Annotated in this window: 18 protein-coding genes and 1 tRNA gene; 8 read left to right on the top strand and 11 right to left on the bottom strand. The window is 64.3% G+C overall.

Going from position 1 to position 24,518, the window contains the following annotated elements; genetic code table 11:
- Positions 1-159 precede the first annotated feature (159 nt).
- The gene (locus BG57_RS08335) at positions 160-2,247 is read left to right on the top strand and encodes a UvrD-helicase domain-containing protein (RefSeq protein ID WP_035962171.1); all 2,088 of its coding nucleotides are present in this window, start codon (positions 160-162) and stop codon (positions 2,245-2,247) included.
- Between the two features lie 112 nt (positions 2,248-2,359).
- Here BG57_RS08335 and BG57_RS08330 read toward each other — a convergent pair whose 3' ends face one another.
- Complete coding sequence (locus BG57_RS08330; protein ID WP_035962169.1) at positions 2,360-3,253, bottom strand: c-type cytochrome; 894 nt, start codon at positions 3,251-3,253, stop codon at positions 2,360-2,362.
- Positions 3,254-3,536: 283 nt separating this feature from the next.
- On the opposite strand from BG57_RS08330, the gene BG57_RS08325 reads away from it, so the two are divergent.
- Positions 3,537-3,612: transfer RNA gene (locus BG57_RS08325), tRNA-Arg, on the top strand.
- 729 nt (positions 3,613-4,341) lie between these two features.
- On the opposite strand, the gene BG57_RS08320 is transcribed toward BG57_RS08325, so the two are convergent.
- The 3 genes from BG57_RS08320 to flhF are packed head-to-tail and all read right to left on the bottom strand — an operon-like array spanning position 4,342 to position 7,728.
- Positions 4,342-5,073, bottom strand: coding sequence for an RNA polymerase sigma factor FliA (locus BG57_RS08320; RefSeq protein ID WP_035962420.1), 732 nt, complete (start codon positions 5,071-5,073; stop codon positions 4,342-4,344).
- 20 nt (positions 5,074-5,093) lie between these two features.
- Positions 5,094-6,011, bottom strand: coding sequence for a MinD/ParA family ATP-binding protein (locus BG57_RS08315; RefSeq protein WP_035962167.1), 918 nt, complete (start codon positions 6,009-6,011; stop codon positions 5,094-5,096).
- Positions 6,004-7,728 carry a flagellar biosynthesis GTPase FlhF gene (flhF, locus tag BG57_RS08310; protein WP_035962165.1) on the bottom strand — a complete coding sequence of 575 codons (1,725 nt, stop codon included), beginning with the start codon at positions 7,726-7,728 and terminating at the stop codon, positions 6,004-6,006. Before flhF ends, BG57_RS08315 begins: the two co-directional genes overlap by 8 nt.
- A 62-nt stretch (positions 7,729-7,790) precedes the next feature.
- Here flhF and BG57_RS32960 point away from each other — a divergent pair, with 62 nt between their 5' ends.
- From BG57_RS32960 to BG57_RS08290, 4 genes are all read left to right on the top strand, one after another.
- Positions 7,791-7,928 carry a hypothetical protein gene (locus BG57_RS32960; RefSeq protein ID WP_160174716.1) on the top strand — a complete coding sequence of 46 codons (138 nt, stop codon included), beginning with the start codon at positions 7,791-7,793 and terminating at the stop codon, positions 7,926-7,928.
- A 50-nt stretch (positions 7,929-7,978) separates the two neighbouring features.
- Positions 7,979-9,670, top strand: a complete 1,692-nt coding sequence (locus BG57_RS08300) for a thiamine pyrophosphate-binding protein (protein WP_035962161.1) — start codon at positions 7,979-7,981, stop codon at positions 9,668-9,670.
- Between the two features lie 77 nt (positions 9,671-9,747).
- Entirely contained in the window at positions 9,748-10,011 is a 264-nt protein-coding gene (locus BG57_RS08295; RefSeq protein WP_035962159.1) for a PepSY domain-containing protein, read from the top strand.
- Between the two features lie 20 nt (positions 10,012-10,031).
- Positions 10,032-10,553 (top strand): cytochrome b/b6 domain-containing protein, encoded by a 522-nt coding sequence (locus BG57_RS08290; protein WP_035962417.1) that lies wholly within the window; start codon positions 10,032-10,034, stop codon positions 10,551-10,553.
- A gap of 119 nt (positions 10,554-10,672) precedes the next feature.
- Here the strand turns inward: BG57_RS08290 and BG57_RS08285 are convergent, their stop codons facing one another.
- Both BG57_RS08285 and putA read right to left on the bottom strand, forming a co-directional pair.
- A complete protein-coding gene (locus BG57_RS08285) occupies positions 10,673-11,821 on the bottom strand; it encodes a branched-chain amino acid ABC transporter substrate-binding protein (RefSeq protein WP_035962157.1) in 1,149 nt (382 codons plus the stop codon).
- A gap of 97 nt (positions 11,822-11,918) precedes the next feature.
- Positions 11,919-15,848, bottom strand: coding sequence for a trifunctional transcriptional regulator/proline dehydrogenase/L-glutamate gamma-semialdehyde dehydrogenase (gene putA, locus BG57_RS08280; RefSeq protein WP_035962155.1), 3,930 nt, complete (start codon positions 15,846-15,848; stop codon positions 11,919-11,921).
- A 297-nt stretch (positions 15,849-16,145) separates the two neighbouring features.
- Here putA and BG57_RS32955 point away from each other — a divergent pair, with 297 nt between their 5' ends.
- Positions 16,146-16,304, top strand: coding sequence for a hypothetical protein (locus BG57_RS32955; protein WP_160174715.1), 159 nt, complete (start codon positions 16,146-16,148; stop codon positions 16,302-16,304).
- A 6-nt stretch (positions 16,305-16,310) separates the two neighbouring features.
- On the opposite strand, the gene BG57_RS08275 is transcribed toward BG57_RS32955, so the two are convergent.
- Both BG57_RS08275 and hemE read right to left on the bottom strand, forming a co-directional pair.
- Positions 16,311-18,545 (bottom strand): primosomal protein N', encoded by a 2,235-nt coding sequence (locus BG57_RS08275; protein WP_035962153.1) that lies wholly within the window; start codon positions 18,543-18,545, stop codon positions 16,311-16,313.
- 417 nt (positions 18,546-18,962) lie between these two features.
- Positions 18,963-20,048, bottom strand: coding sequence for a uroporphyrinogen decarboxylase (hemE, locus tag BG57_RS08270; protein WP_035962151.1), 1,086 nt, complete (start codon positions 20,046-20,048; stop codon positions 18,963-18,965).
- 180 nt (positions 20,049-20,228) lie between these two features.
- Between hemE and BG57_RS08265 the strand changes: the two genes are divergently transcribed.
- Complete coding sequence (locus tag BG57_RS08265; RefSeq protein WP_035962149.1) at positions 20,229-21,059, top strand: transporter substrate-binding domain-containing protein; 831 nt, start codon at positions 20,229-20,231, stop codon at positions 21,057-21,059.
- 4 nt (positions 21,060-21,063) lie between these two features.
- Here the strand turns inward: BG57_RS08265 and BG57_RS08260 are convergent, their stop codons facing one another.
- From BG57_RS08260 to BG57_RS08255, 3 genes are all read right to left on the bottom strand, one after another.
- Positions 21,064-22,011 (bottom strand): alpha/beta hydrolase, encoded by a 948-nt coding sequence (locus BG57_RS08260; protein ID WP_035962147.1) that lies wholly within the window; start codon positions 22,009-22,011, stop codon positions 21,064-21,066.
- A gap of 103 nt (positions 22,012-22,114) precedes the next feature.
- Positions 22,115-22,399 (bottom strand): hypothetical protein, encoded by a 285-nt coding sequence (locus BG57_RS32460; protein WP_152562544.1) that lies wholly within the window; start codon positions 22,397-22,399, stop codon positions 22,115-22,117.
- Positions 22,400-22,613: 214 nt separating this feature from the next.
- Positions 22,614-24,344 (bottom strand): AMP-binding protein, encoded by a 1,731-nt coding sequence (locus BG57_RS08255; protein WP_035962145.1) that lies wholly within the window; start codon positions 24,342-24,344, stop codon positions 22,614-22,616.
- Positions 24,345-24,518: the final 174 nt, after the last annotated feature.

Below are 24,518 nucleotides of genomic sequence, written 5' to 3'. Positions count from 1 at the left end.
GAACGAGGGCCAAAACCCGCCGCGTTTTATCGTGTTAACATCGCGCTCTCGAATTTGCCGCGCGCATGAACAGTGTGCCGCCAGGCAAATGCTCGCAGTCCATTAGCGGCGGTGTTTTTTACCGGTTGCCGCTCGCCTCACTCTCCAAAGTCCAGAACGATGTCCGCAGGTCTCAACGCCGCACAAAGCGAAGCGGTGCGCTATCTCGATGGTCCCTGTCTCGTGCTCGCCGGCGCCGGCAGCGGCAAGACGCGCGTGATCACGCAGAAGATCGCGCATCTGATCGAAGGCCGTGGCTTCGAGCCGAAGCACATCGCCGCGCTGACCTTCACGAACAAGGCCGCGCTCGAAATGCGCGAGCGGACCGCCAAGCTCCTCGAAGGCAAGACGCTGACGACGCCCGGCAAGGAAGGCCGCAAGGTGCCGGTCAATCAGTTGACCATCTGCACGTTCCACTCGCTCGGCGTGCAGATCATGCGGCAGGAAGCGGAGCACGTCGGGCTGAAGCCGCAGTTCTCGATCATGGATTCCGACGACTGCTTCGGCATGGTCCAGGAACAGCTCGGCACCACGGACAAAGGGCTCATCCGCAAGGTGCAGTCGATCATCTCGCTGTGGAAGAACGCGATGGTCTCTCCCGATCAGGCAGCCGTGCTCGCGAACAACGAGGACGAGCATCAGGCGGCGATCGTGTATCGCAGCTATGCCGCGACGCTGCACGCGTATCAGGCGCTCGATTTCGACGATCTTATCCTGCGCCCCGCGCAACTTTTCGCGGAGAACGAGCAGGTGCGCGACAAGTGGCAGAACCGCTTGCGCTATCTGCTGATCGACGAATATCAGGACACCAACGCCTGCCAGTACGAATTGCTGAAACAGCTCGCCGGGCCGCGCGCGGCGTTCACCGCCGTCGGCGACGACGATCAGGCTATCTACGGCTGGCGCGGCGCCACGCTCGAGAACCTCGCGCAGTTGAGCACGGACTTTCCGAAGCTGCACATCGTCAAGCTGGAGCAGAACTATCGCTCGACGGTGCGCATTCTGACTGCGGCGAACAACGTCATCGCCAACAATCCGAAGCTCTTCGAGAAGAAGCTGTGGTCCGAGCACGGCATGGGCGACACGATCACCGTCACCGGCTGCAACGACGAACAGCACGAGGCCGAATCCGTCGTGTTCCGGCTCTCGGCGCACAAGTTCGAGCGGCGCGCGGCGTTCCGCGACTACGCCATACTGTATCGCGGAAATTTTCAGGCGCGCATCTTCGAACAGGTGCTCCGGCGCGAGCGCATCCCGTATGTGCTGTCGGGCGGGCAGTCGTTCTTCGATCGCGCGGAGATCAAGGACATCATCGCGTACTTGCGGCTGATCGCGAATCCGGACGACGATCCCGCTTTCATCCGCGCCATCACGACACCCCGGCGCGGCGTCGGCAACACGACGCTCGAAGCGCTCGGTGCGTTCGCGGGCGCAGCGAAGGTGTCGCTGTTCGAGGCGGTGTTCATGGGCGGCATCGAGGCGCGGCTGTCGGCGCGGCAAGTCGAACCGCTGCGCACCTTCTGCGAATGGATACGCCGGCTCTCGGACCGCGCCGCGCGCGATCCGGCGACCGAAGTGCTCGACGACATGATGGAAGCCATCCACTACGAAGCCTATCTCTACGATGCCTTCGACGAGCGGCAGGCGCAATCGAAGTGGCAGAACGTGCTCGAATTCTGCGAATGGCTGAAGCGCAAGGGCACGAAGCCGGAGGCATCGCCGGAAAGCGAGCAGACCGGCTACGACACCGCCGATGGCCTCGCCGACGAGGGCAAGAATCTGCTCGGGCTGATCCAGACCGTTGCGCTGATGTCTATGCTCGAAGGCAAGGACGAAGACCCGGACGCGGTGCGGCTTTCGACGGTGCATGCGTCGAAGGGGCTGGAGTATCCGCACGTGTTTCTGGTGGGCGTCGAGGAAGGCATCATGCCGCATCGCGGAAACGCGGACGACGACAGTCCGGTCGACGATGCGCGCATCGAGGAAGAGCGCCGGCTGATGTACGTGGCGATTACGCGGGCGCAGCGCAGCCTGCATCTGAACTGGTGCAAGAAGCGCAAGCGCGCGCGGGAGACGGTGGTGTGCGAGCCATCGCGCTTCATTCCGGAAATGCTGCTCGACGATGCGCCGCCGCCGACGGCGGAAGAAGCGCCGTTGTCGCCGAAAGACCGGATGGCGATGCTGAAGGCGATGTTGCAGAAGAGCTAATGACTTTCTGCACTCGATAAGAAGCCCTGCGACGCTTGATGCGTGCGCAGGGCTTTTTCGTTGCGACGCCGGACGACAGCAACCGGCTCGCACGATACTGCTGGCCGCGACGTTACTTCGACGCGTTCACCATGTAATCGACGGCCGCTTTCACATCTGCGTCCGGTGCGTTCGATCCGCCCTTCGGCGGCATCGCGCCTTTGCCGTGGAGCGCGTAGTTGTAGACCGTTTCCATCGGCTCCTTGAGGCGCGGCGCCCAGGCGGCTTTGTCGCCGAACTTGGGCGCGTTCAGCACGCCTGCCGCGTGACACGCCTGACAGACCTGTTCGTAGAGCGCCTTGCCCGCCTGAGCGGCATCCGCGCTTTGTGCACCCGCAGCCGGCGCGGATGCGGTTTGCGGCACCGATGCGAGCGCCGCTAGTGCGGCTGCGGCCTGTGCGTTGTCGGTCGCGCCCGATGCGCCGGACGGAGCAGACGCCGCAGCCGATGCACCCGCCGCCGCCCCCGATGCAGGTTGCGCCGGTTCGGCGAACTTCGCGCCAGCGTTGTTCGCCATGTAGTCGACGGCGCGCGCAATTTCGAAGTCACTGTAATCGTCGGGGCTGGCGCCGCCGCGCGGAGGCATCGCGCCTTTGCCGTTGAGCGCGTTGTGCAGCAGCGTGTCGTAGCCTTCGCTGATGCGCGGGGCCCATGCGCCGGCATCGCCGACTTTGGGTGCGCCGGCTGTGCCTGTCGCGTGACATGCGGAGCAGACGGCTTTGAACACTTCTTCGCCGGTTTTGTAGACGCGGGGGGCGTTGGCGTCGCGGATATCGACTTTCGCGGCGGGCGCGACGCGCTCTTGCACCGAAGCGTCGATGTTGGTGCCGGCGCCGGTGCGCGTCGAGGTATCGACGTAAACGGCGAGCAGGATGATGATGGCGACCGGGATGCCGAACCCCGCGATGATCGCCGCGATGAGTTGGCCGGGTGTCCTGATCGGAGCTCCGTGGGGTGCTTCGCTCATGCTTGTCTCGTCTCCCGTTTTTTGATTGAGTCGGTTCAGACAGCGTGACGGCTACCGCTTCGCCCTTGCGTCGTCAAAGGCACGGTCGATTATAGACGGAACGTTTAACGGAAGGCGGCGGGGCGGCGAGGCGGGTGACGGGCGTTTACCCGCAGTTCGGTGGCGCTGGATTTTGCGTTGAACCGCTCGCCGTGGACGGATGTCCGGAAAACAGGTATCCTCTCGGATTCGCATGAGTCTTGCTGTCGCCTTTCGGCACCCCGCAAGCAAGGCTCCCGCCGATGCGCCCGTAGCTCAATGGATAGAGTACTGCCCTCCGAAGGCAGGGGTTGCTGGTTCGATCCCAGCCGGGCGCACCATCATCATCGCTGAAGCACAGGTCGATCGTTTCAAGCGCGCTTCCTGAATCAAGGCTTCGTGCTACCGCTCGCTTCTACGCTCAAACGGTCGGGGTGAAACTGAACGCGGATGCGCCTATTTGCCGTTGCTTGGCCAAATGTCGCCAAAAGGCGGCCAGAATCCAGACGGCATCAAACGAAAGAAACAAGGGTCGCTCCCGACTGCCGACTACGGCATCTTGGCGGCGGGAAGTGCATCGCATTCCCCGGGCGCTTTTTGCAACTTGCTTACCGCTACCGTAATCGACAGTCGCCCGGACTAACTTCACGCTACCTGAGCTTCGACAATCGCGGCGTCGAGAGCAGTCCGCTGCGTGAATCATCTGTCGCGTTGAGCCGGGTCTGGGTCAATCTCGCGAGCAATAGCGCGGCTTTCGATACTCAGCCGCTACCGCAGTCATCGCCCATGAAAGCTTGAGGCTCACTCCTCGCGGATCAGCCAAGCCCACGCGGCAAGAACTCATTCCGCGATATGCGTTGCTGACGTGCGTTCCGCTACGGACCACCGAGATATTAGGCTCATCCCAGAAGACGACGAGTCCCCGCGCCATCCTCCGTAGCCAATCGCGCCAAGCACCACGTCATCGACGACCAAGCGTCAGCCAACCAGCGCCAAAAGTTGGCATCTCTAACGGTGCGCGGGGCCGCAGGAACGAAGCGACATTGCACCGTCCCCGCAATTCAGCCCCCTCAAGCCTCCACCCCCGTCCACTCCTGCTCCCGCAACTTCGCCCGCAGCCGCGCCACCGCCTGGCTATGCAACTGGCAAACCCGCGACTCGCTGACTTCCATCACCGCGCCGATCTCCCGCAGGTTCAACCCGCGCTCGTAATACAAGCTCATCAGCAGCTTCTCCCGCTCCGGCAGCCGATCGATAGCCTCGATCAACGCGCCACGCAGGCTGTCATCGAGCAACGCCGACAGCGGGTCCGACCGATCCACACAATGTCGATCCAGGAACGGTTCGTCGTCCGCCGAGCGGTCGAAGTCTTCGTAATAGATCAACTGGCTGCCGTGCAAGTCCTGCAGCATCGACTGATACTCGTCGAGCGGCAGCTTCATATGCTCGGCGATCTCCGTCTCGCTCGCCGAACGGCCGAGGCTCTGCTCGACCTTGTGCACCGCCGATTCCACTTCGCGCGACGTCTTGCGCATGCTGCGCGGCAGCCAGTCGTTCGCGCGCAGTTCATCGAGCATCGCGCCGCGAATGCGCTGGCTCGCATACGTCTCGAACTGCGCACCCTGATCTTCCTTGTAACGGCTCGCCGCATCCATCAGGCCGATCATGCCGGCCTGAATCAGATCGTCGAGGTCGACGCTCGCCGGCATCTTGGCGACGAGCTGCAGCCCCAGCCGGCGAACCAGCGGCGCGTAGCGCGTCAACACGTCGGACTGCGAGAGTTTGCCTTGGGCGTTGTACATCTGGGTCACCTTTGTCTTGATCACATCGACGCCGTGCTGCTCAATGCATGGCCGGGAAACATCGACGCTCTTCGCGCCACTTCCCGCCCGCCCTTGTCAGACTCGCCATCCAAAAACTGCATTTCGTTTTCAACTTCAGCATCACGCCCAGCCGGCGTGGAACGCATCGGCCAGTGCAGAAGCTCCGCCGCAATCTGGCGATAGTCGCGCGCCGCAGCCGTAGCGGGAAACGCCTCCACCACCGAACGCGACAGCTCCCTCGCCCGAGTAATGCGCGCATCCTCGGACACATACCCCGCCTGCACGAGCGCCACCGCCAGATACCGGCTCGCCACACCCGACAGGTTGTCGAACGCGACCGCCGCATCGGCCGGGTTCTGCACGTGATTGATCAGCACGCGGAACTGGCCGATTGCATGCACGTAGTGCAGACGCTTCATGCACGCATACGCCTCGGTGATCGCCGGCGCAGCCGCCCGCGTGACGATCAGGAAGTCATGCGCCTGCGCCGCGAGCGACGACAGCGCGCCATGCCGATCCAGTTGCGTATCGATCAGCACGATGTCCGCCGGTCCGTCGAGCAGCGCGCGGCACTGCGCGGCGTCGTGACTCACGCGCTCCTCGCGGGGCGCGGCGATCAGCGAAAAGCCGAGCGGCGTGCGCGTGACGACGTCCTGCAACGCGTGGCGGCCGGACATCACCGCACTCATCGCCTGCGATCCGGAAAGCCCCGCCATGCGGCTCACCGATGTTCCGTTCTGCCGCTCGTCGATGACGAGCACGTCCTTGCCATGCACGGCCAGCGCCGCGCCGAGATTCACCACCGCCGACGTGCAACCGATGCCCGCCGGTCCGCCCGCGACCGCCACCACGCGCGAGCCTGCACGCGTCAGGAGCCGTCTCAGGCCTTCAGCCTGGTCGAGGACGAGCTTATCCAAAGCGAACCTCATGGAGTTCAGCCGCGGCACGCGCGGACAATGCGGACAACAGCGCCGGCACTTCCTCGTCCTGCGGCACGAACGGCGAACCGTCGCGCGGAATGCAGAACGCGCTCTTGATCAGGAAACGCTTGGTCGCCACGTACAGGTTTTCCGGCACCTTCTGTCCGGTCGATACGTAATGCACCGGCAGCTTGTAGCGGATGACCGTATCGAGCACGCCGCCGAGGTTCGTCGCTTCATCGAGCTTGGTCAGGATGCAGCCCGCGAGCGGCGGCTGATCGGCCGCGCTCTTGTAGGCCTGCACGACTTCGTTGAGCGTGTCGCCGTGGCTCGTCGCGTTCAGCAGCAACAGGCGCTGCACCGGATGACCCGCGCCGCACAGCATCGAAATCTGATCGGACACCGTGCGATCGCGCTGGCTCATGCCGATCGTGTCGATCAGCACGATGTGCTTGTTGCGCAACTCCGAAAGCGCGAGTTGCAGATCGGCCGCGTCCTTCACCGCGTGCACCGAGACCCCGAGAATCTTGCCGAAGATGCGCAACTGCTCGTGCGCGCCGATCCGGTAGCTGTCCGTCGTCAGCAGCGCGACCTTGCTTGCGCCGAAGCGCATCACGCAGCGCGCGGCGAGCTTCGCGGTGGTCGTCGTCTTGCCGACGCCCGTCGGGCCCATCAGCGCGAACACGCCGCCGCGTTCCATCAGCGCGTCTTCGCTCGCCATCACCGGCAGGTTCGATTCGAGCACCTGCTGCACCCATTCGAGCGCGTGCTCGGCGTTTTCCATTTCCGGCATGTTGTCGATGACCATGCGCACGAGTTGCGCGGAGAAGCCCGCGGCGAACAGGTGCTTGGTCAGCGCGGCGTTGCTCGGCATGCGGCGCTGGCGATCGCCCCACAGCAGGCCGGAGAACTGTTCTTCCATCATCGAGCGCATCGACGACAGCTCGTTCATCACCGTATCGTTGACGACCTGCTCCATGCGCGCACGAATCGCCTCGGTGACGACAGCCGCCGCATTCGCGGGCAAGCCTTCGAACGCACCTTCAGCCGATGCCGGCGATGCTTCCGCTTGCGGCGCGCTTGCGTTGATCTTCTGCGCGGCGCGGCGTGCGGCGACTTGCGCGGCTTCGCGCGCCCACTCGGGCGTGTCGACCTTCGGTTGCGCGGCCTGGCGCGGCGGGTAGTTCGCCGTCTCCGGCTTGTCGGCGGCTTGTGCTTTCGGCGCCACCGGCACGCCCATGCCGCGTGCGATTGCCGACGATGCCGTCAGCGGACGATTCGACGGCGTCGCGGCCTGCTCGGCGATGCGTCGCGCATGCTCGATCAGCCACGGATTCGAATCGGCCATCGTGCGGGATGCTTCGTCGGCGAGTGCTTCGTCGGCTGCGTCGGCATCGGCGTCCGGCTTCGCGCCGAACACGGACGAGAACACATCGCCGCTCGCATACGGATTCGGTGCGGCGTGCTTTGCCGCAGCGGCTGCTGCCTGCGCCAGCGCGGCGCGCGGCGTGGCGCTCGCGAACGTCGCGGGCGCGGCCAGCTCTTGCGCTTTCGGCGAGATCGACGCGATATCGCTATCCGCGCAACCGGCGATCTCTACGGAACCATCGTCCAGCGTACGGTTCGACAGCACGATTGCATCGGGGCCAAGCGCTTCCCGAACCTGTCGCAGTGCGTCGCGGCTGTTCGCGCCAATGAATTTACGGATGTTCAAACTTGCCCCCGATGAGGAATGACTGCGATCTTTGCGAGGCGGGCGTCGCCGGATGTTTCGACGTGTCCGCTTTCAGTGAAGCCATTATTGCGAAGAAGCGCCTGCGTCTATCGCTGGATAAGGGGTGTGAAAAAGGGGTATTTCGGCTGATGGAGCAGATCGCGGTAAAGATTCGGCTCGCCGTGCCGACCACGGCGTAAGCTATAGGGCGCTTTTCTGCCCAACCAGAACCGACAGGAGACTTTTACGCATGGCGTCCGATGTTTCCCCCGCTTCCACTCAAACCACCGGCGCGCGTCTCGTCGTCGATGCGCTCGTGCAACACGGCGTCGAGCGCGTGTTCTGCGTGCCCGGCGAGAGCTTTCTCGCCGTGCTCGATTCGCTGCACGACGAAACGGACCAGATCCAGACCATCGTGTGCCGCCACGAGGCGGGCGCGGCGAACATGGCCGAAGCGGTCGGCAAGCTGACCGGCCGGCCCGGCGTCGCGATCGTCACGCGCGGGCCGGGCGCGACGCACGCATCCATCGGCGTGCACACCGCGTATCAGGATTCGACGCCGATGATCCTGCTCATCGGCCAATGCGCGCGCGACCACATGGATCGCGAGGCGTTTCAGGAGATCGACTATCGGCGCATGTTCGGGCAGATGGCGAAGTGGGTCGCGCAGATCGACGATCCGCGTCGCGTGCCTGAATACATGAGTCATGCGTTCCACGTCGCGACGTCGGGGCGTCCGGGGCCGGTCGTGCTCGCGCTCCCCGAGGACATGCTGACCGAAGCCTGCGATGCCGCGCCCGCCGCGCCGCGTTATCAGCGTGTGGCGGCATCGGCCGCGCCGGCGCAGATGGAACGGTTGCGCGACCTGCTCGCCAATGCGAAGAAGCCGTTCGTGATCGCGGGCGGCAGCGGCTGGACGGAAGCTGCCACGCAGGACTTCGCGCGCTTCATCGAGCGATGGCAGTTGCCGGCCGGCTGCGCGTTCCGCTTCCAGGACACGCTGAACAACGAGCATCCGAACTATGCGGGCGATGTCGGCCTCGGCATCAATCCGGCGCTCGCTGCCCGCGTGCGCGACGCCGATGTCCTCTTCGTGCTCGGCCCGCGCATGGGCGAATCGACGACGGGCGGCTACACGCTGCTCGATATTCCGAAGACGAAGCAGACGCTCATCCACGTGCATCAGGGCGCGGAAGAACTAGGGCGCGTCTATAGCGCGGATTTGCCGATCGTGTCGGGCATGCCGGAAATCGCGTCGATGCTCGCGGCGCTCGAACCGCCCGCTGAGATTGCATGGACGGGAGCCGCCGAGGCCGCGCACGCCGCGTATCTCGAATGGCGCAAGCCCAGGCCGATGATGGGCGATGTCCAGCTCGGCGAGATCATGCGCGCGCTCGCCGAACGGCTGCCCGCCGATGCCATTCTCACGAACGGCGCGGGGAATTACGCGACGTGGCTGCATCGGCACTATTCGTATCGGCACTTCCGCTCGCAGGTCGCACCGACGAGCGGCGCGATGGGCTACGGCGTGCCCGCCGCTATCGCCGCAAAATCGCTGTATCCGGATCGCACGGTGATCGCCTTCGCCGGCGACGGCTGCTTCATGATGGCGAGCCACGAAATCGCCACGGCGATGCAGTATCGGCTGGCGGTGATTTTCGTCGTCGTGAACAACGCGCAGTACGGCACGATCCGCATGCATCAGGAGCGGCACTATCCGCATCGCGTGCATGGGACGGGGCTGACCAATCCGGATTTTGTCGCGTATGCGCGCGCGTTCGGGGCGCATGGGGAACGCGTCGAGACGACGGACCAGTTCATGCCCGCGTTCGATCGCGCCGTTGAGTCCGGGCTGCCCGCAGTCATCGAAATCCGCATTCCACAGGATCAGAGCACGCCGGCGGCGACGCTGGAGCAGGTTCGTCAGCAAGGCAAGCGTTGACCGCCAGCTTTCGATTCGCTTGCTCTTAACCCCCGGTGGCAGTAGAGTAATTCGCTCCAAATTACTGGGGGTTAGCGATGCTCAAGATTGTTGCGGTTGCATTGGCGTTGGGCTTCTCCGGTGCGGCGTTCGCGAAAGCGGACTGCACGGCGCATCCGAAGAGCGAGTGGATGAAGGAATCGGATGCGAAGGCCAAGATCGAGTCGCAGGGCTACAAGATCCGCAAGTTCAAGGTCGATGGCAACTGCTACGAAATCTACGGTCGCGACAAGGACGGCAAGAAAGTCGAGATTTACTACGACACCAAAACGCTCGATGTCGTGAAGTCCGAAGTCGACTGAGCACGCTGTTTGTCATGTCGATGCGCGTAAAGGTCTGGGACATCTGGGTCCGGCTGACGCACTGGGCGGTCGCGGGCATCGTCGTGTGGAATCTTTTCGGGCCGACGGATTCCACGCATCGGCTGCTGGGGTACATCGCGGCGGGACTCGTGGTCGCGCGCATCGTGTGGGGGTTCATCGGCTCGGCGAATGCGCGCTTCTCGGCGTGGTGGCCGACACCGGCGCGTCTGCGCGAATACTTCCGCTCGCTTGCGGCGGGCCGGCCGCTGCATCATCAATCGCACAATCCGCTCGGCGGCTTGATGGCGCTCTTCCTGTGGCTTCTGATTCTCGCGCTCGGCGTGTCGGGGTGGCTCATGCGGCTCGATACCTTCTGGGGCGAAGACTGGCCGCAGCAGATTCATACGTGGCTTTCTCTCGTCATCGAGATCTTCGCTTGCGTGCATATCGCCGCGGCCGTGCTGATGACCGTCTGGACGCGTGAGGAACTCATTCGCGCGATGGTGACGGGGTATAAGCGGGTCAATAAGCCGTTGGAATAGCCGTTCGGCGGCGCGGTCAGACATTTGGCCGCGAGATTCAAACGGCCACCTCAATGCAAAACGGCCCGGCCGCTTGCGCGAACCGGGCCGTTCCAACTCTTAGGGCGAAAGCCTAAGCCTTACTTGCCGCCCACGCTCTGCAGCGTCGTCCACTTGCCGCCGACGACCTTGTACAGCGTGATGCCGCCGTTCTTCAGATCGCCCTTGGCGTCATACGACAGATGCTTCGCCGTCACGCCTTGCATGTCGGTCTTCGCGAGCATCGGCAAGTACTTCGCCGGGTCCGTCGAGTTGGCCGCCTTCATTGCGGTGAACATGGCCATCGCGCCGTCATATGCGTACGGCGAGTACGTCTGCACTTCTTCGTTGAAGCGCTTCTTGTACTTCGCTTCGTATGCCGCGCCGCCCGGCATTTCGTTCATCGGCAGGCCAGCCAGCGATGCCACCGTGCCGTCGGCCGCGTCACCCGCGATCTTCAGGAACGTGTCGGTCTTGACCATTTCGCCGGCCATCAGCGGAGCGCGGAAGCCGAGCGTCTTCATCTGCTTGGCCATCGGGGCGGCTTGCGAATCGGCGCCGCCGTAGTAGACGAGGTCCGGGTTCGTCGCCTTGATCTTCGTCAGAATCGCCTTGAAGTCGACAGCCTTGTCGTTCGTGAACTCGCGATCGACGATCGTGCCGCCCGCCGACTTCGCCGCCTTCTCGAACTGGTCGGCGAGACCCTGGCCGTAGGCCGTGCGGTCATCGACGATGGCGATCTTCTTGACCTTCAGGTTCTTCACCGCGAACTCGCCCGCGACGGAACCTTGCTGCGTGTCCGACGTCATCATACGGAACGTGGTCTTGAAGCCCTGCGTCGTGTATTCCGGCGCGGTGGCCATCGCGATTTGCGGAATGCCCGCGTTCGCGTAGATGCGCGAAGCCGGAATGGTCGTGCCCGAGTTGAAGTGACCGAGCATGCCCTTGATGCCGTCATCGACCAGCTTCTGCGCGACGGTCGTGCCCGTGCGCGGGTCGGCCTGATCGTCCGCCGAATCCAGCACGATGCGAACCGGCTTGCCGCCGATCACCGGCTTCGTCGCGTTGAAGTCTTCGACGGCCAGCGTGATGCCGTTCTGGAAGTCTTTGCCGTAGTGCGCCTGCGCGCCGGTCATCGGACCCGCGAAACCGACCTTCACGTCTTCGACTTGTTGTGCAACTGCCGTCCCCGCCAGCGACAGGCCAGCGAGCGTCAGGGCTGCTGCCAGCTTGTTCATCGTGTACTTCATAGCTTCTCCTAGTACCAGTGTGGATGGCAGCTTCTGCCGGGATCGCCGTGCTGGCTGCCGTTTGTTTGAATTTGTTGAATCGAGCGCCGCGAAAGTCTCAACCGATCGTCATCAAATTCGCATTGCCGCCCGCCGCCGCTGTATTCACGCTCACCGAGCGTTCCGTCAGCAGACGTTCGAGCGCGTAGTCTTCGCCGTCGTGGCCCGCGTCGGCGAAGGTGCCCGCCGCCACGCCCTGCACCGATACGATCGGTCCCGGACGCTTGGCGATTTCCTTCACGAGCGACAGCAGTTCATCGCTGTCGCCCTCGAACAGCACGGCATCGAAGCCGGCTGCAGGATCTTTCCTCACTGCTGCATGGCCCTTCAGCGACGCCGGCAGCGACGCCACCAGCTGCTCGCCCGCCGGCCCCGCGAAGAGCGCCTTGTTGCCCGTCGCCAGCACGGCAGCCAGCTGCGCGCGTGCGCCGCTGTCCGTCGACGCCACGCACAGCACCGTGCCGCGCGCGCTCAACGTGTACGTGTTGCGCTCGCCCGTCGGACCGGCCAGCACCGCCGTCGCGCCCGCCAGCACGTGCTGCAGATAGCCGTCGCAACGCGCGGCCGTCTGCGGATCGCGCTCGCCGATGGCCCAGTCGCGCAATGCGGTCAGGGCGGCGGCAGGCGTATCGCCGGAAGCGACTTGATCGACGACGAGCGTGCTCGCCAGCGACTTCGGCAGGCCGGTCGGACGCTTCGCCAGCAGGCGCTGCAGATACAGTGCGCCGCCCGCTTTCGGGCCCGTGCCGGACAAGCCTTCGCCGCCGAACGGCTGCACGCCGACGACCGCGCCGATCACGTTGCGGTTCACGTAGATGTTGCCCACGTGCGCCCGCGAGATCACATGCGCGATAGTTTCGTCGATGCGCGTATGGATGCCGAGCGTCAGGCCGTAACCCGTCGTACGAATTTGGTCGAGCAGTTTATCAAGAGACGCGCGGCGATAACGCACGACATGCAGCACCGGCCCGAAGACTTCGCGCTTCAACTCGTCGATGCTTTCCAGTTCGATCAGCGTCGGCGGCACGAAGGTGCCTTGCGCACAGCCTTCCGGCAGCGGCAGTTGCACGACCTTGCGGCCCTTCTCGCGCATCGAGGCGATGTGCGCGTCGATGCTGCGCTTCGCGTCGGCATCGATAACCGGGCCGACATCCGCCGACAGCCGGTCCGGATTGCCCACCGCGAGTTGCTTCATCGCGCCGGTCAGCATTTCGAGCGTGCGATCGGCGACATCGTCCTGCAGGCAGAGCACGCGCAGCGCGGAGCAGCGTTGACCGGCGGAATCGAACGATGACTGCATCACGTCCGCGACGACCTGTTCCGCGAGCGCCGACGAATCGACGATCATCGCGTTCTGGCCGCCCGTTTCGGCGATCAGCGGGATCGGACGGCCTTCCGGATCGAGCCGCTCCGACAGCGTCTTGTTGATGAGGCGCGCCACTTCGGTCGAGCCGGTGAACATGACGGCGCGCGTACGGGCATCGGAAACGAGCGCCGCGCCGACGGTTTCGCCGTCGCCCGGCAGCAGTTGCACCGCGCCCGCCGGCACGCCGGCCTCGCGCAGAAGACGCACGGCTTGCGCGGCGATCAGCGGCGTCTGTTCCGCCGGCTTCGCGAGCACCGGATTGCCCGCCGCGAGCGCCGCCGCCACTTGACCCATGAAGATCGCGAGCGGGAAGTTCCACGGGCTGATGCAGACCACCGGGCCGAGCGGACGATGCGTGTCGTTCGAGAACTCCGCGCGGATTTGCGAAGCGTAGTAACGCAGGAAATCGACGGCTTCGCGAATTTCAGCAATCGCGTTCGGCAGCGACTTCCCGGCCTCGCGGATGATGAGGCCCATCAGCGTGTGCATCTGCGCTTCGAGCAGATCGGCGGCGCGCGAGAGGCAATCGGCGCGGTCTTCGACGGGCGTCGCCTGCCAGATCGGCGCGGCAGCCACCGCGTTCGCGAGCGCGGCGCTCACCTGTTCCGGCGACGCTTCGATCACGGTCCCGACCACATCGCGATGATCGGCCGGATTGCGGATATCGCGGGCGACGCCGTTGGCGGGCGAACCGCCTTCGAGCATCGGCGCGGCCTGCCACGGATGGTTGCCGCTCGCCAGCAGCGCCGACGACAGCGACGCCAGCCGATGCTCGTTCGACAGATCGAGACCCATCGAGTTGAGGCGCTCGTTGCCGTAAAGGTGACGCGGCAGCGGAATCTTCGCGTGCGGCGCGCCAAGCGGCACGATCTTCTGCGCTTCGTCGATCGGGTCCTGCACGAGATCCTTCACCGGAATCGATTCATCCGCGATCCGGTTCACGAACGACGTGTTGGCGCCATTTTCGAGCAGACGCCGCACGAGATACGCGAGCAGCGTTTCATGCGTGCCGACCGGCGCGTACACGCGGCACGGACGGTTCAGCTTGTCGCGGCCTGCGACTTCTTCGTAGAGCGGCTCACCCATGCCGTGCAGGCACTGGAACTCGTACTGGCCGGGATAGTAGTTCTGGCCCGCCAGGTGATAGATGGCCGACAGCGTGAACGCGTTGTGCGTCGCGAATTGCGGATACACCGCGTCGGGCGCGGCGAGGAGCTTCTTCGCGCACGCGAGATACGAGATGTCCGTATAGATCTTGCGCGTATAGACCGGATAGCCTTCGAGGCCGTCCACTTGTGCGCGCTTGATTTCGGTATCCCAGTACGCGCCCTTCACGAGACGAATCATCAAACGATGACGGCTGCGGCGCGCGAGATCGATCAGATAGTCGATCACGAACGGGCAGCGCTTCTGATAACCCTGCACCACGAAGCCGATGCCGTTCCAGCCCGCGAGTTCGGGGTCGAAGCACAGGGCTTCGAGCAGATCCAGAGACAGTTCGAGACGATCCGCCTCTTCGGCGTCAATGTTCAGCCCGATGTCATAGCGGCGCGCGAGTTGCGCCAGCGCGCGCACGCGCGGGAGCAGTTCGGTCATCGTGCGTTCCTGCTGCGAGCGCGAATACCGCGGGTGCAGCGCGGAGAGCTTGATCGAGATGCCGGGGCCTTCGTAAATGCCGCGCCCGCCCGCCGCCTTGCCGATGGCGTGAATCGCCTGCTCGTAGGAGGCGTAGTAGCGCTGTGCGTCTTCCTCGGTCGTCGCGGCTTCGCCGAGCATGTCGTACGAGTAGCGGAAACCGCGCGCTTCAAATTTGCGGCTGTTCGCGAGCGCTTCGGAGATGGTCTCGCCGGTGACGAACTGCTCGCCCATCAGGCGCATCGCCATGTCGACGCCCTTGCGGATCAGCGGCTCGCCGCCCTTGCCGATCATGCGCGTCAGCGCCGACGACAGGCCCGCTTCGCTGTTCGTCGTGACGAGCTTGCCGGTGATCATCAGGCCCCACGTCGCCGCGTTCACGAACAGCGACGGCGCCTGGCCCATGTGCGAACGCCAGTCGCCCTTGCTGATCTTGTCGCGGATGAGCGCGTCGCGCGTCGCGCGATCGGGAATGCGCAGCAGCGCTTCGGCAAGGCACATCAGCGCCACGCCTTCCTGACTCGACAGCGAGAACTCGTGGATCAGCCCTTCGACGCCGCCGCCCGTGCTCTTCGCACGCAGCGCCTCGACGAGCTTCGTCGCGAGCTTTTCGGTTTCTGCCGCGACGTTCGCGGGCAAGCGCGCCTGACCGATCAGGAACGGCACGCACTCCGGCTCCGGCCGCCGATACGCCGCCGTGATCGCCGCGCGCAGCACCGATTGCGGCTGCACGTTCTGCGCGAAGTCGAGGAACGGATGCGGCGCGCCGTCTTCATCGGTGTCGACGGTGGCTGCGTCGGTCATGTCGGATGCGCCGTTCACGCCCGACAATTCCGGCGGAAGCTGGCCATGCTCGATGCGTTCGAGATAGGCGAAGATCGCCTGCTTGATGAGCCAGTGCGGGGTGCGTTCCAGCCGGGTCGCGGCGTCTTTCAGCCGGGACCGCAGCAAATCGTCGACTTTCACGCCAAGGGTTGTGCTCGCCATATTTCCTTCGTTTGCCGGTCGGGCCTACCCGGCGAAAGACTAAAAAGTTGGCGAATCGTACCCCGCTGATTTAAAAGGTGCAACCGGCGTTTTAGGCAGGGTTGCACCACTGTCGAACCCTTTACCGGCAAGGCTTTGCGCGGTGAAACGCGTCGCTGGCGAAAGGCGGAATCCGCCTAGTACTTTCCCTAACTCAAGTTTTTTGGGATAAAGCCCTAAGTAAATGCATCTCCGCAGCCGATATAACGACCGAGGCCCGCCGCCGGCGCGGCTTGAGGCTACGGGGAGAGGAGCAGCATGAGCACTTGGATGTGGATTGTCGGCGTCTGGATCGTTTTCGCGGCCTGCGTCGTGTTGTTCATTCGTGGCGCGTCGCCGCGCACGGATGCGGTCGATGAATCGCGCGACGAGGTGGCGCCCGCGCCGAACGACCGGTCGCGCGTGAACGGAGTGTGATCGCGCTCAGACGTCGAGCGGATCGACTTCGACGTTCCAGCGCAACACGCCTTTGAGCGTGCGCAGGATGGGTTGCCACGCGCGCAACGCGGATTGCAGCGCGCCCCGCGATCCGCTTTCCAGCAGCAACTGGGCGCGATGCACGTTGAACACCTTCACGATCGTGAGCGGCACCGGATCGTAGACCGTTACGCGATCCGCGCCCGGCAACGGGGCGAATGCCGCGGCGGCATCTTCGAGAAAAGCGATGGCCGCCTCGAGCGTGCGGCCTTCGGCGCGCAGCATCGCCTGATAGACGAACGGCGGCAGGCGGGCGTCGCGCCGCTCCGCGAGCGTCGCGTTGGCGAAGCCGACATAGTCTTGCCGGGATAAGGCCAGATACAGCGCGTGGCGTGGATAGCGCGTCTGAATCAGCACTTCGCCCGGCAGACCAGCGCGGCCCGCGCGTCCGCTGACCTGCGTGAGCTGCGCGAAAAGCCGCTCGCTTGCGCGGAAGTCGTGGGAAAACAGCGCGGTGTCCGCGTTCAGCACACCGACCAGCGTCACGCGGCGGAAGTCGTGTCCCTTCGCGATCATCTGCGTGCCGACGAGGATATCGACTTCGCCGGCGTGGACATCCGAGAAAAGCGCCTGCGCGCTGCCTTTGCGGCGCGTACTGTCGGCGTCGATACGCAACACCCGCGCGCCCGGCACCACGCTCGCGAGCGTTTCCTCGACGCGCTGCGTGCCGCGTCCCATCGGCGCGATATCGACGTTGCCGCATTCCGGACACGACTTCGGAATCCGCGATTCCCAGCCGCAATGGTGGCAACGCAGCGCGCGCTCGGGCTTGTGGAGCACGGCATACGCGCTGCAGCGCGGGCAGCCCGCGACCCAGCCGCACGCTTCGCAAGACAGGATCGGCGCATAGCCGCGGCGATTCAGGAAGACGAGGCTTTGCTCGCCGCGCTCGAGCCGCGATTGCAACGCGCTGATGAGCGGCCCCGACAGTCCATCGACGGAAGCGCGCCCGCGCCGGTGTTCCTCTTCGAGATCGACGAGCCGCACCGCCGGCAGCACGGCCTCCGCGACGGCGCGGCGCGTGAGCGTCAGGCGCGTGTAGCGGCCCTGCTCGGCCTGCCACCAGGTTTCGAGCGATGGCGTCGCGGAGCCGAGCACCACCGGAATATCCAGTTGCTTCGCGCGATAGACCGCGAGATCGCGCGCCGAATAGCGGAGCCCTTCCTGCTGCTTGTACGCGGGGTCGTGTTCTTCATCGACGACGATTATCGCGAGTTGCGGCGCCGACGCGAGAATCGCGAGCCGCGTGCCGAGCACGATGCGCGCGCTGCCCGTATGCGCCGCGAGCCAGTTCCGCGCGCGCTCGCCTTCGGCCAGGCCGCTGTGCATCGTCACGATGGAACCTTCGGCGAGCGCGGCGAAGCGCGAACGGAAGGCGGCTTCGAACTGCGGCGTCAGGTTGATTTCCGGCACGAGGACGAGCGCTTGCGCGTCGGGCCGCGCGGCGAGCAGTTCGGCGAGCGCGTGGAGATACACCTCCGTCTTGCCGCTGCCCGTTACGCCGTGCAGCAGGAACGGCGCGAAGCCTTGCGCGCCAGCGATCGCTTCGACCGCTTCGCGTTGTTCATCGGTGAGTTGGGGCAAGTGCGCTGCGCCCATCGGGGACGCTTGCGGCGGCGGCGTTTCAGGCGCTGCACGGTCGATCCAGCCGCGCTCGAGCCACTCGTCCAGGATCGCGGCGGCTTTCGGATGTAGAGCGCGTGCATCCGATAAGCCGACGGACGTTTCTGCTGTCAGGGCGTCGGCGAGGCGGCGAAGCGCCGTTGCGCGTGCGGGCAGCGCGTTGTGCATTTCGGCGCGGCCGGATGGCAGCAGAACGAAGCGCGGCTCCACCGCCAGAAGCCGCTCCCAGCGCGATGCATCGCGCAAGGCTTGCGGCAGCGCGGGCAATGCGACTTCGCCGAGGCCGCGCTGGTAGTAATCCGCCGCGAAGCCGGCTAGCGCGATCCATTGCATCGAGAGTGGCGGGCAGTCGACGCAAATTCTGCTGACGCTGCGCAGCTTGCTGGCCGGTACGTCGCTCGTGGACGCGATTTCGCAAATCAGCCCGACGACCTCGCGCCTTCCGAAGGGCACGAGCACGAGCATGCCGGGAGCCGGTTCGTGCGGTAGCGCGTATCGATAGTCGAACAGCACGGGCATCGGCTGGTCGACGGCGACACGCACGAATACGTCGGTCATCGCGTGGCGCGCTCGTCGGCAGCCGCCGCGAGGCCGTCCCACGGCCGCGCAAGCCCGGACGGGACGAAGTTAAAGTGGAACGTCAGAAACGCCCGTAAGTAAGCGATTTTTTTTGGTTTTGCAGTGCTTTCCACAGGCCTGTGGATAACTTTGTTGAGAACTGGGCTGTGCTTCGCCGGAATCAATGTCACGGATCGCTTATGTGCGTCTGCCCACATTTCGGACAAAACTCAGTAAAGTTGTTTTAAAACAGCCACTTGCTTCACGAATAGAGCCGATTTATGGATGGCCCCGGCTCATATGTCTGATGGCGCGACGCAACGAACAAAATGTGCATAAGTCGATCTTGACATCCCGGCAGGCCGCGAAGGGCGGGCGTTACGGATGACGCTGCACCGCAGCATCGTCCGGTCGGAATCACGCGGCGCGTATCGCGCGGCTGTGCTTGTGGACTTCGTCGACCAGTTCGGCGACGTGATCCGGCGGCGTGAACTGCGAGATGCCGTGGCCAAGATTGAAAACATGGCCCGGAAAATTCCCGAAGCTGTCGAGCACGCCGCGCGCTTCGGCGCGAATTGCCTCGGGCGGCGCGAACAGCACGGCCGGGTCGATGTTCCCCTGAAGCGCCACGCGGCCGCCGACACGCTTGCGCGCGACGCCGAGGTTCACCGTCCAGTCGAGGCCGACTGCGTTCACGCCCGTTGCGGCGATCTCTTCGAGCCACAGCCCGCCGCCCTTCGTGAACGTGATGACCGGCACGCGTTCGCCGTCGTGCTCGCGCTTCAGCCCCGCGACGACCTTCGCGATGTAGTCGAGCGAGAAGCGCTGGTAAGCGCCATCGGCGAGTGCACCGCCCCACGTGTCGAAAATCATCACCGCTTGCGCGCCCGCTTCGATCTGCGCATTCAGATACGCGGTCACGGCTTGCGCGTTCACGTCCAGAATGCGATGCATCAGGTCGGGCCGGGCATAAGCCATCGACTTCACGGTTCGATGATCGTCCGAGCCGCCGCCTTCGACCATATAGCAGGCGAGCGTCCACGGACTGCCGGAGAAGCCGATCAGCGGCACTTTCTGGCGGCCTTGCGCGTCCGTCAGCGCGCGGCGAATCTGGCTCACGGCATCGGTGACGTAACGCAGCGTGGCGTCGATGTCCGGCACGGCGAGGCGCTTCACGTCGTCTTCCGTACGCACGGTGCGCTCGAAGCGCGGGCCTTCGCCCTGCACGAAGTTCAAGCCGAGGCCCATCGCGTCGGGGACCGTCAGGATGTCCGAAAACAGAATGGCGGCGTCGAGCGGGAAGCGTTCGAGCGGTTGCAGCGTCACTTCGGTGGCGAAATCAGGATTCTTCGCGAGTCCCAGGAAACTGCCGGCGCGCGCCCGCGTCGCGTTGTACTCGGGCAAGTAGCGGCCAGCCTGGCGCATCAGCCAGATGGGCGTGTAGTCGGTCGGCTGGCGCAGCAGCGCACGCAGGAAGGTGTCGTTGAGGAGAGTCTGTGCCACGTCGCTCGGTGCTGAAGCCAGAAGAGAATCGCCCATTCTACCGGACGGGCTGCCCGTTTCCGCAGCAGCGCGGCGGCAAATCCGCGCGGGGCGGCGTCTTTTCGAGATGATTCTCAGACGACCGCGTGCTCGCTATCATCGATGGCCGCCTCGTCGTCACAACAACAATCAGGAGCATCGATGAAACGCACGTTCTTCAGTCTCGCCGCGTGTGCAGTCGCGTGGTCGGTTTTCGCATCGGGCGTCGCGTGCGCCCAGACGGTTCAGGCGGGCAGCGTCGCGCAAGCCGCGCCCGCGTCCGCACCGGTCGCCTCGCGACTCGACGATGTCCTCGCGCGCCACACGATGCGCGTCTGCACGACCGGCGATTACAAGCCGTACACGTTCCTCAAGCCGGACGGGCAGTTCGAAGGCATCGACATCGATCTGGCGGACAGCCTTGCGAAGTCGCTCGGCGCGAAGGCGGAGTACGTGAAGACATCGTGGTCGAACCTGATGAACGATTTCACCGCGAAATGCGATATTGCCGTCGGCGGCGTGTCGACGACGCTTGACCGGCAGAAGCGCGCGTTCTTCACCGCGCCGTACATGGAGGACGGGAAGACGCCGATCGTGCGTTGCGCCGACGTCGACAAGTATCAGACCGTCGCGGCAATCGACCAGCCGGGCGTGCGGACCATCGTCAATCCCGGCGGCACGAACGAGCGCTTCGCCAAGCAGTTCTTTTCACACTCGCAGTTGATCGAGTACCCGGACAACGTGACGATCTTCAAGCAGATCCTCGACGGCCACGCCGACGTGATGGTCACCGATGCCTCCGAAACGCTGCTGCAACAGAAGCTCAATCCCGGCCTGTGCTCGGTGCATCCGGACAAGCCATTTCAGTTCGGCGAAAAGGCGTATCTGCTGCCGCGCGGGGATGTCGCGTGGCAGCAGTACGTCGATCAGTGGCTGCATCTGACGCGGTCGACGGGCGAGTTTCAGGCTGTCGTCGACAAGTGGCTGAAGTAGCCTTTCACCGCTCCGCGCGCAGCAACGCGCCCGCGCGTTCGCCTATCTTCCGCAGCCAGCCGAGCGCCGCGTCGGACTGCGTATGCAAGCGCGCGAATCCGTGCGTCATGTCCCTGGCGTCGATGACTTCGACGGGACCGCCGTTCGTTTCGAGGAAGCGTTTGAGCTCGAAAGCGTCGTCGTAGAGCGGATCGTAGGCGGCCGCGACGATCAGCGCGCGCGCCGGCGTGCGCTCGAACGGCTCGGCGAGGGGAAAGGCGCGGACGTCGTGATCGCCGGGCGTGACGCCAGACAGGAACTGCGTCCAGTACCACTTCATCTCGTCGTTCGTCAGTCCGGGGCCGTTTGCATTCGCGACGCAACTCGGACTTTCGAATTGCCGCCGCATGACCGGATACAGCAGCAGTTGCAAGCCGACGAGACCCGCCACGCGCTCGTTCGCGCCGCGCGCCGCGACGACCGCCAGATGCGCGCCCGCGCTGTCGCCGCCGACGCCCAGCCGATCCGTTGCGAAGCCCAGCCGCGAGCGATGCTCCGCGAACCAGATCAGCGCGTCGAGCGCGTCGTCGCAAGGCGCGGGAAACGGATGCTCGGGCGCTAGACGGTAATCGACGCTAGCCACGGCGCACTGTGCGTCGAGCGCAAGGCGGGCGACGAGCGCGTCGTGCGTGTCGATATCGCCGACGACCCAGCCTCCGCCATGAAAATAGACGAGCAGCGGCAGCGGACCACTCGTCGCACGCGGCTTATAAATGCGCGCTGCCAGCGTCCGTTCTTGTAAAACAATGTCAATGTCCTCGACGGTCACAGCGTTGTCACGTTCGCGTGCGTACGCCTGCGCCACGGCCTTGAACCGCTCACGTATCGCGGGTGCGCCAGCGTCCGGTGCGAGCGGCGGGAACGCCTCGGCGACATCGTGGTAGTAGCGGTGCAAAGCTGCGTCAATGGTCATGCGAGTCTCCAATAGAATTGGTTATGTGAATCGAACGAGTGTGTAGGCTTTTTCTAATCGATTTCTTCCGTGCACACGTGCTAATTTTCTGAGGATTTGCAAATCAGCGCGTGGGCCAAAAAACGGTATTTTGACGCGTAAGAGCGGCGACAGAATAAATCGGTGGAATAAGCGAGAATATTTGCAAGACAAAAGGTGGATTCGCGCGAGATTGTTTATCGGCGCCTTGTCCGGCGCGGGTTACAACCTGAAACACTTTGTTACGCCGATCCAGATTCAATTCGCCCACAATCTGTTCAAACGGTTTCAACACGGATGGATTCGAACGCGCAGTGCAAATGCCGTGCGTTGGGGTGGTCGGCGAAGGTCGACGCTCTTCCAGGGACATCGGTGTTGGGATCGTTCTTCGATTTAAAAATCGAAGTCTCCCACAGTTGGTCTCCTCGCGCTAACCCCGTAGCGTGTGGTTTTTAGCGGGCTCCAGGCCCGCTTTTTTTTCGCCTGAACAAACGTTTGCGATTGTCGCGCGGACGTTTGTCCCATGACAGAAGGGAGCGCCCGCGCGCTCCCTTTGTCTTTTCCACCGTTCTACGCCGAACCGCTTATGCGGTCCTGGACTCCGCCAGCTTGAGTTCGTCGATCATGCGCGCCCGCATCACGAACTTCTGCGCCTTCCCGGTGACTGTCATCGGCAGTTCATCGACGAAGCGGATATATCGCGGGATCTTGTAATGGGCGATTTGTCCTTGGCAAAATGCGCGAATATCCTCTTCGCTCGCCTGTTCGCCGGGCCGCACGACGATCCACGCGCACACTTCCTCGCCATATTTTTCGTCGGGCACGCCGAAGACCTGCACGGACTGAATCTTCGGGTGACGAAACAGAAACTCTTCGATTTCGCGCGGATACACATTCTCGCCGCCGCGTATGACCATGTCCTTCAACCGGCCGACGATGTTGCAGTAGCCTTCGGCGTCGATGGTCGCGAGGTCGCCGGTATGCATCCATCCGTCGATGATTGCTTCGCGCGTCTTTTCGTCTTCGCCCCAGTAGCCTTTCATCACCGAATAGCCGCGCGTGCAGAGCTCGCCGGTCTCGCCGACCGGCACGATCTCTCCGAGCGGATCGACGATCTTCACTTCCAGATGTGGCTGAATGCGCCCGACGGTCGTCGTGCGCTTGTCGAGCGGGTCGGTGGTCGAACTCTGGAACGACACGGGGCTCGTCTCCGTCATGCCGTATGCGATCGTGATTTCGGCGAGATGCATCGTTGAAACGACGCGCTTCATCGTCTCGATCGGACACGGCGAACCCGCCATGATGCCCGTACGCAGGCGACTGAGATCGTATTTCGCGAAGTCCGGGTGATCCAGTTCCGCGATGAACATCGTCGGCACGCCATGCAGCGCGGTGCAGCGTTCTTCGTGGACGGCGGCGAGCGTCGCGGCCGGATCGAACGCTTCGCCGGGGAAGATCATCGCCGCGCCGGTCGAGACGCACGCCAGCACCGCCAGCACCATGCCGAAGCAGTGATACAGCGGCACCGGAATGCACAGGGAGTCTTCCTCGGTGAGCCGCATCGCCATCGCGATGTATCGCGCGTTGTTGACGATATTCCGATGCGTCAGCGTCGCGCCCTTCGGATTGCCGGTCGTGCCGCTCGTGAACTGGATGTTGATCGCGTCGTCCGGAGCGAGCTTCGCTTCGAGCGCGTCGAGGTTCGCTGTGTCGACGGCGGCGCGGCCTTTCGCCATCACGTCTTCGAAGTTCAGCATGCCGGGCGTGACGGCGGCGCCCATGCGGATGACGGCGCGCAGTTCAGGCAACCGTGCCGCGTGCAGCGCGTTGGGCTCGGCGTCGGCGAGTTCAGGCGCAAGCGTCTGCAGCATCTCCAGATATTTCGACGACTTGAACTGCTCCGCCGCGACGATCGCTTTGCAGCCGACCTTGTTCAGCGCGTACTCGAGTTCGGCCAGCCGATAGGCCGGATTGATATTGACGAGGACAGCGCCCATGCGCGCCGTCGCAAATTGCGTCAGCAGCCACTCCACGCGATTCGGCGACCAGATGCCGACGCGATCGCCCGCTTTCAGTCCGAGCGCGAGCAGGCCGCTCGCGAGCACGTCGACTTCATGCGCGAACTCACGCCACGTCCAGCGGATGCCCTGCTCGCGGAAGACGACAGCCGGCCGGTCCGGAAAACGCTCGACTGTGTCCAGAAGAAAACGCGATACGGTCGCGTCGCTCAAGGGGATATCGGTTGCGCCGCGGACATAGGAAAGCCCGTCGCGCGGTTCGATCTGCGCGCCGGCCTGCGTCGGTTCAGTTGCCATCGATGGTCTCCGCCCGAATGAAGGCTGATTGGAAGGCCATTGTGCCCGCCGGTCGCGCGTGACGGCATTGAGTGTTACCCGCAGCGCATGGCGACCGGCCATGCTGCCCTGACGACGCGCGTAAAAAAAGCAGCCCGAAGGCTGCTTTCTCTGACTGCTTGCGAAGCGTGACTG

This window comes from Caballeronia grimmiae (assembly GCF_000698555.1).
GTDB lineage: Bacteria > Pseudomonadota > Gammaproteobacteria > Burkholderiales > Burkholderiaceae > Caballeronia > Caballeronia grimmiae.
The sequence above is the reverse complement of the archived record's forward strand: the minus strand, read 5'-3'. Positions and strand labels throughout refer to the sequence as shown.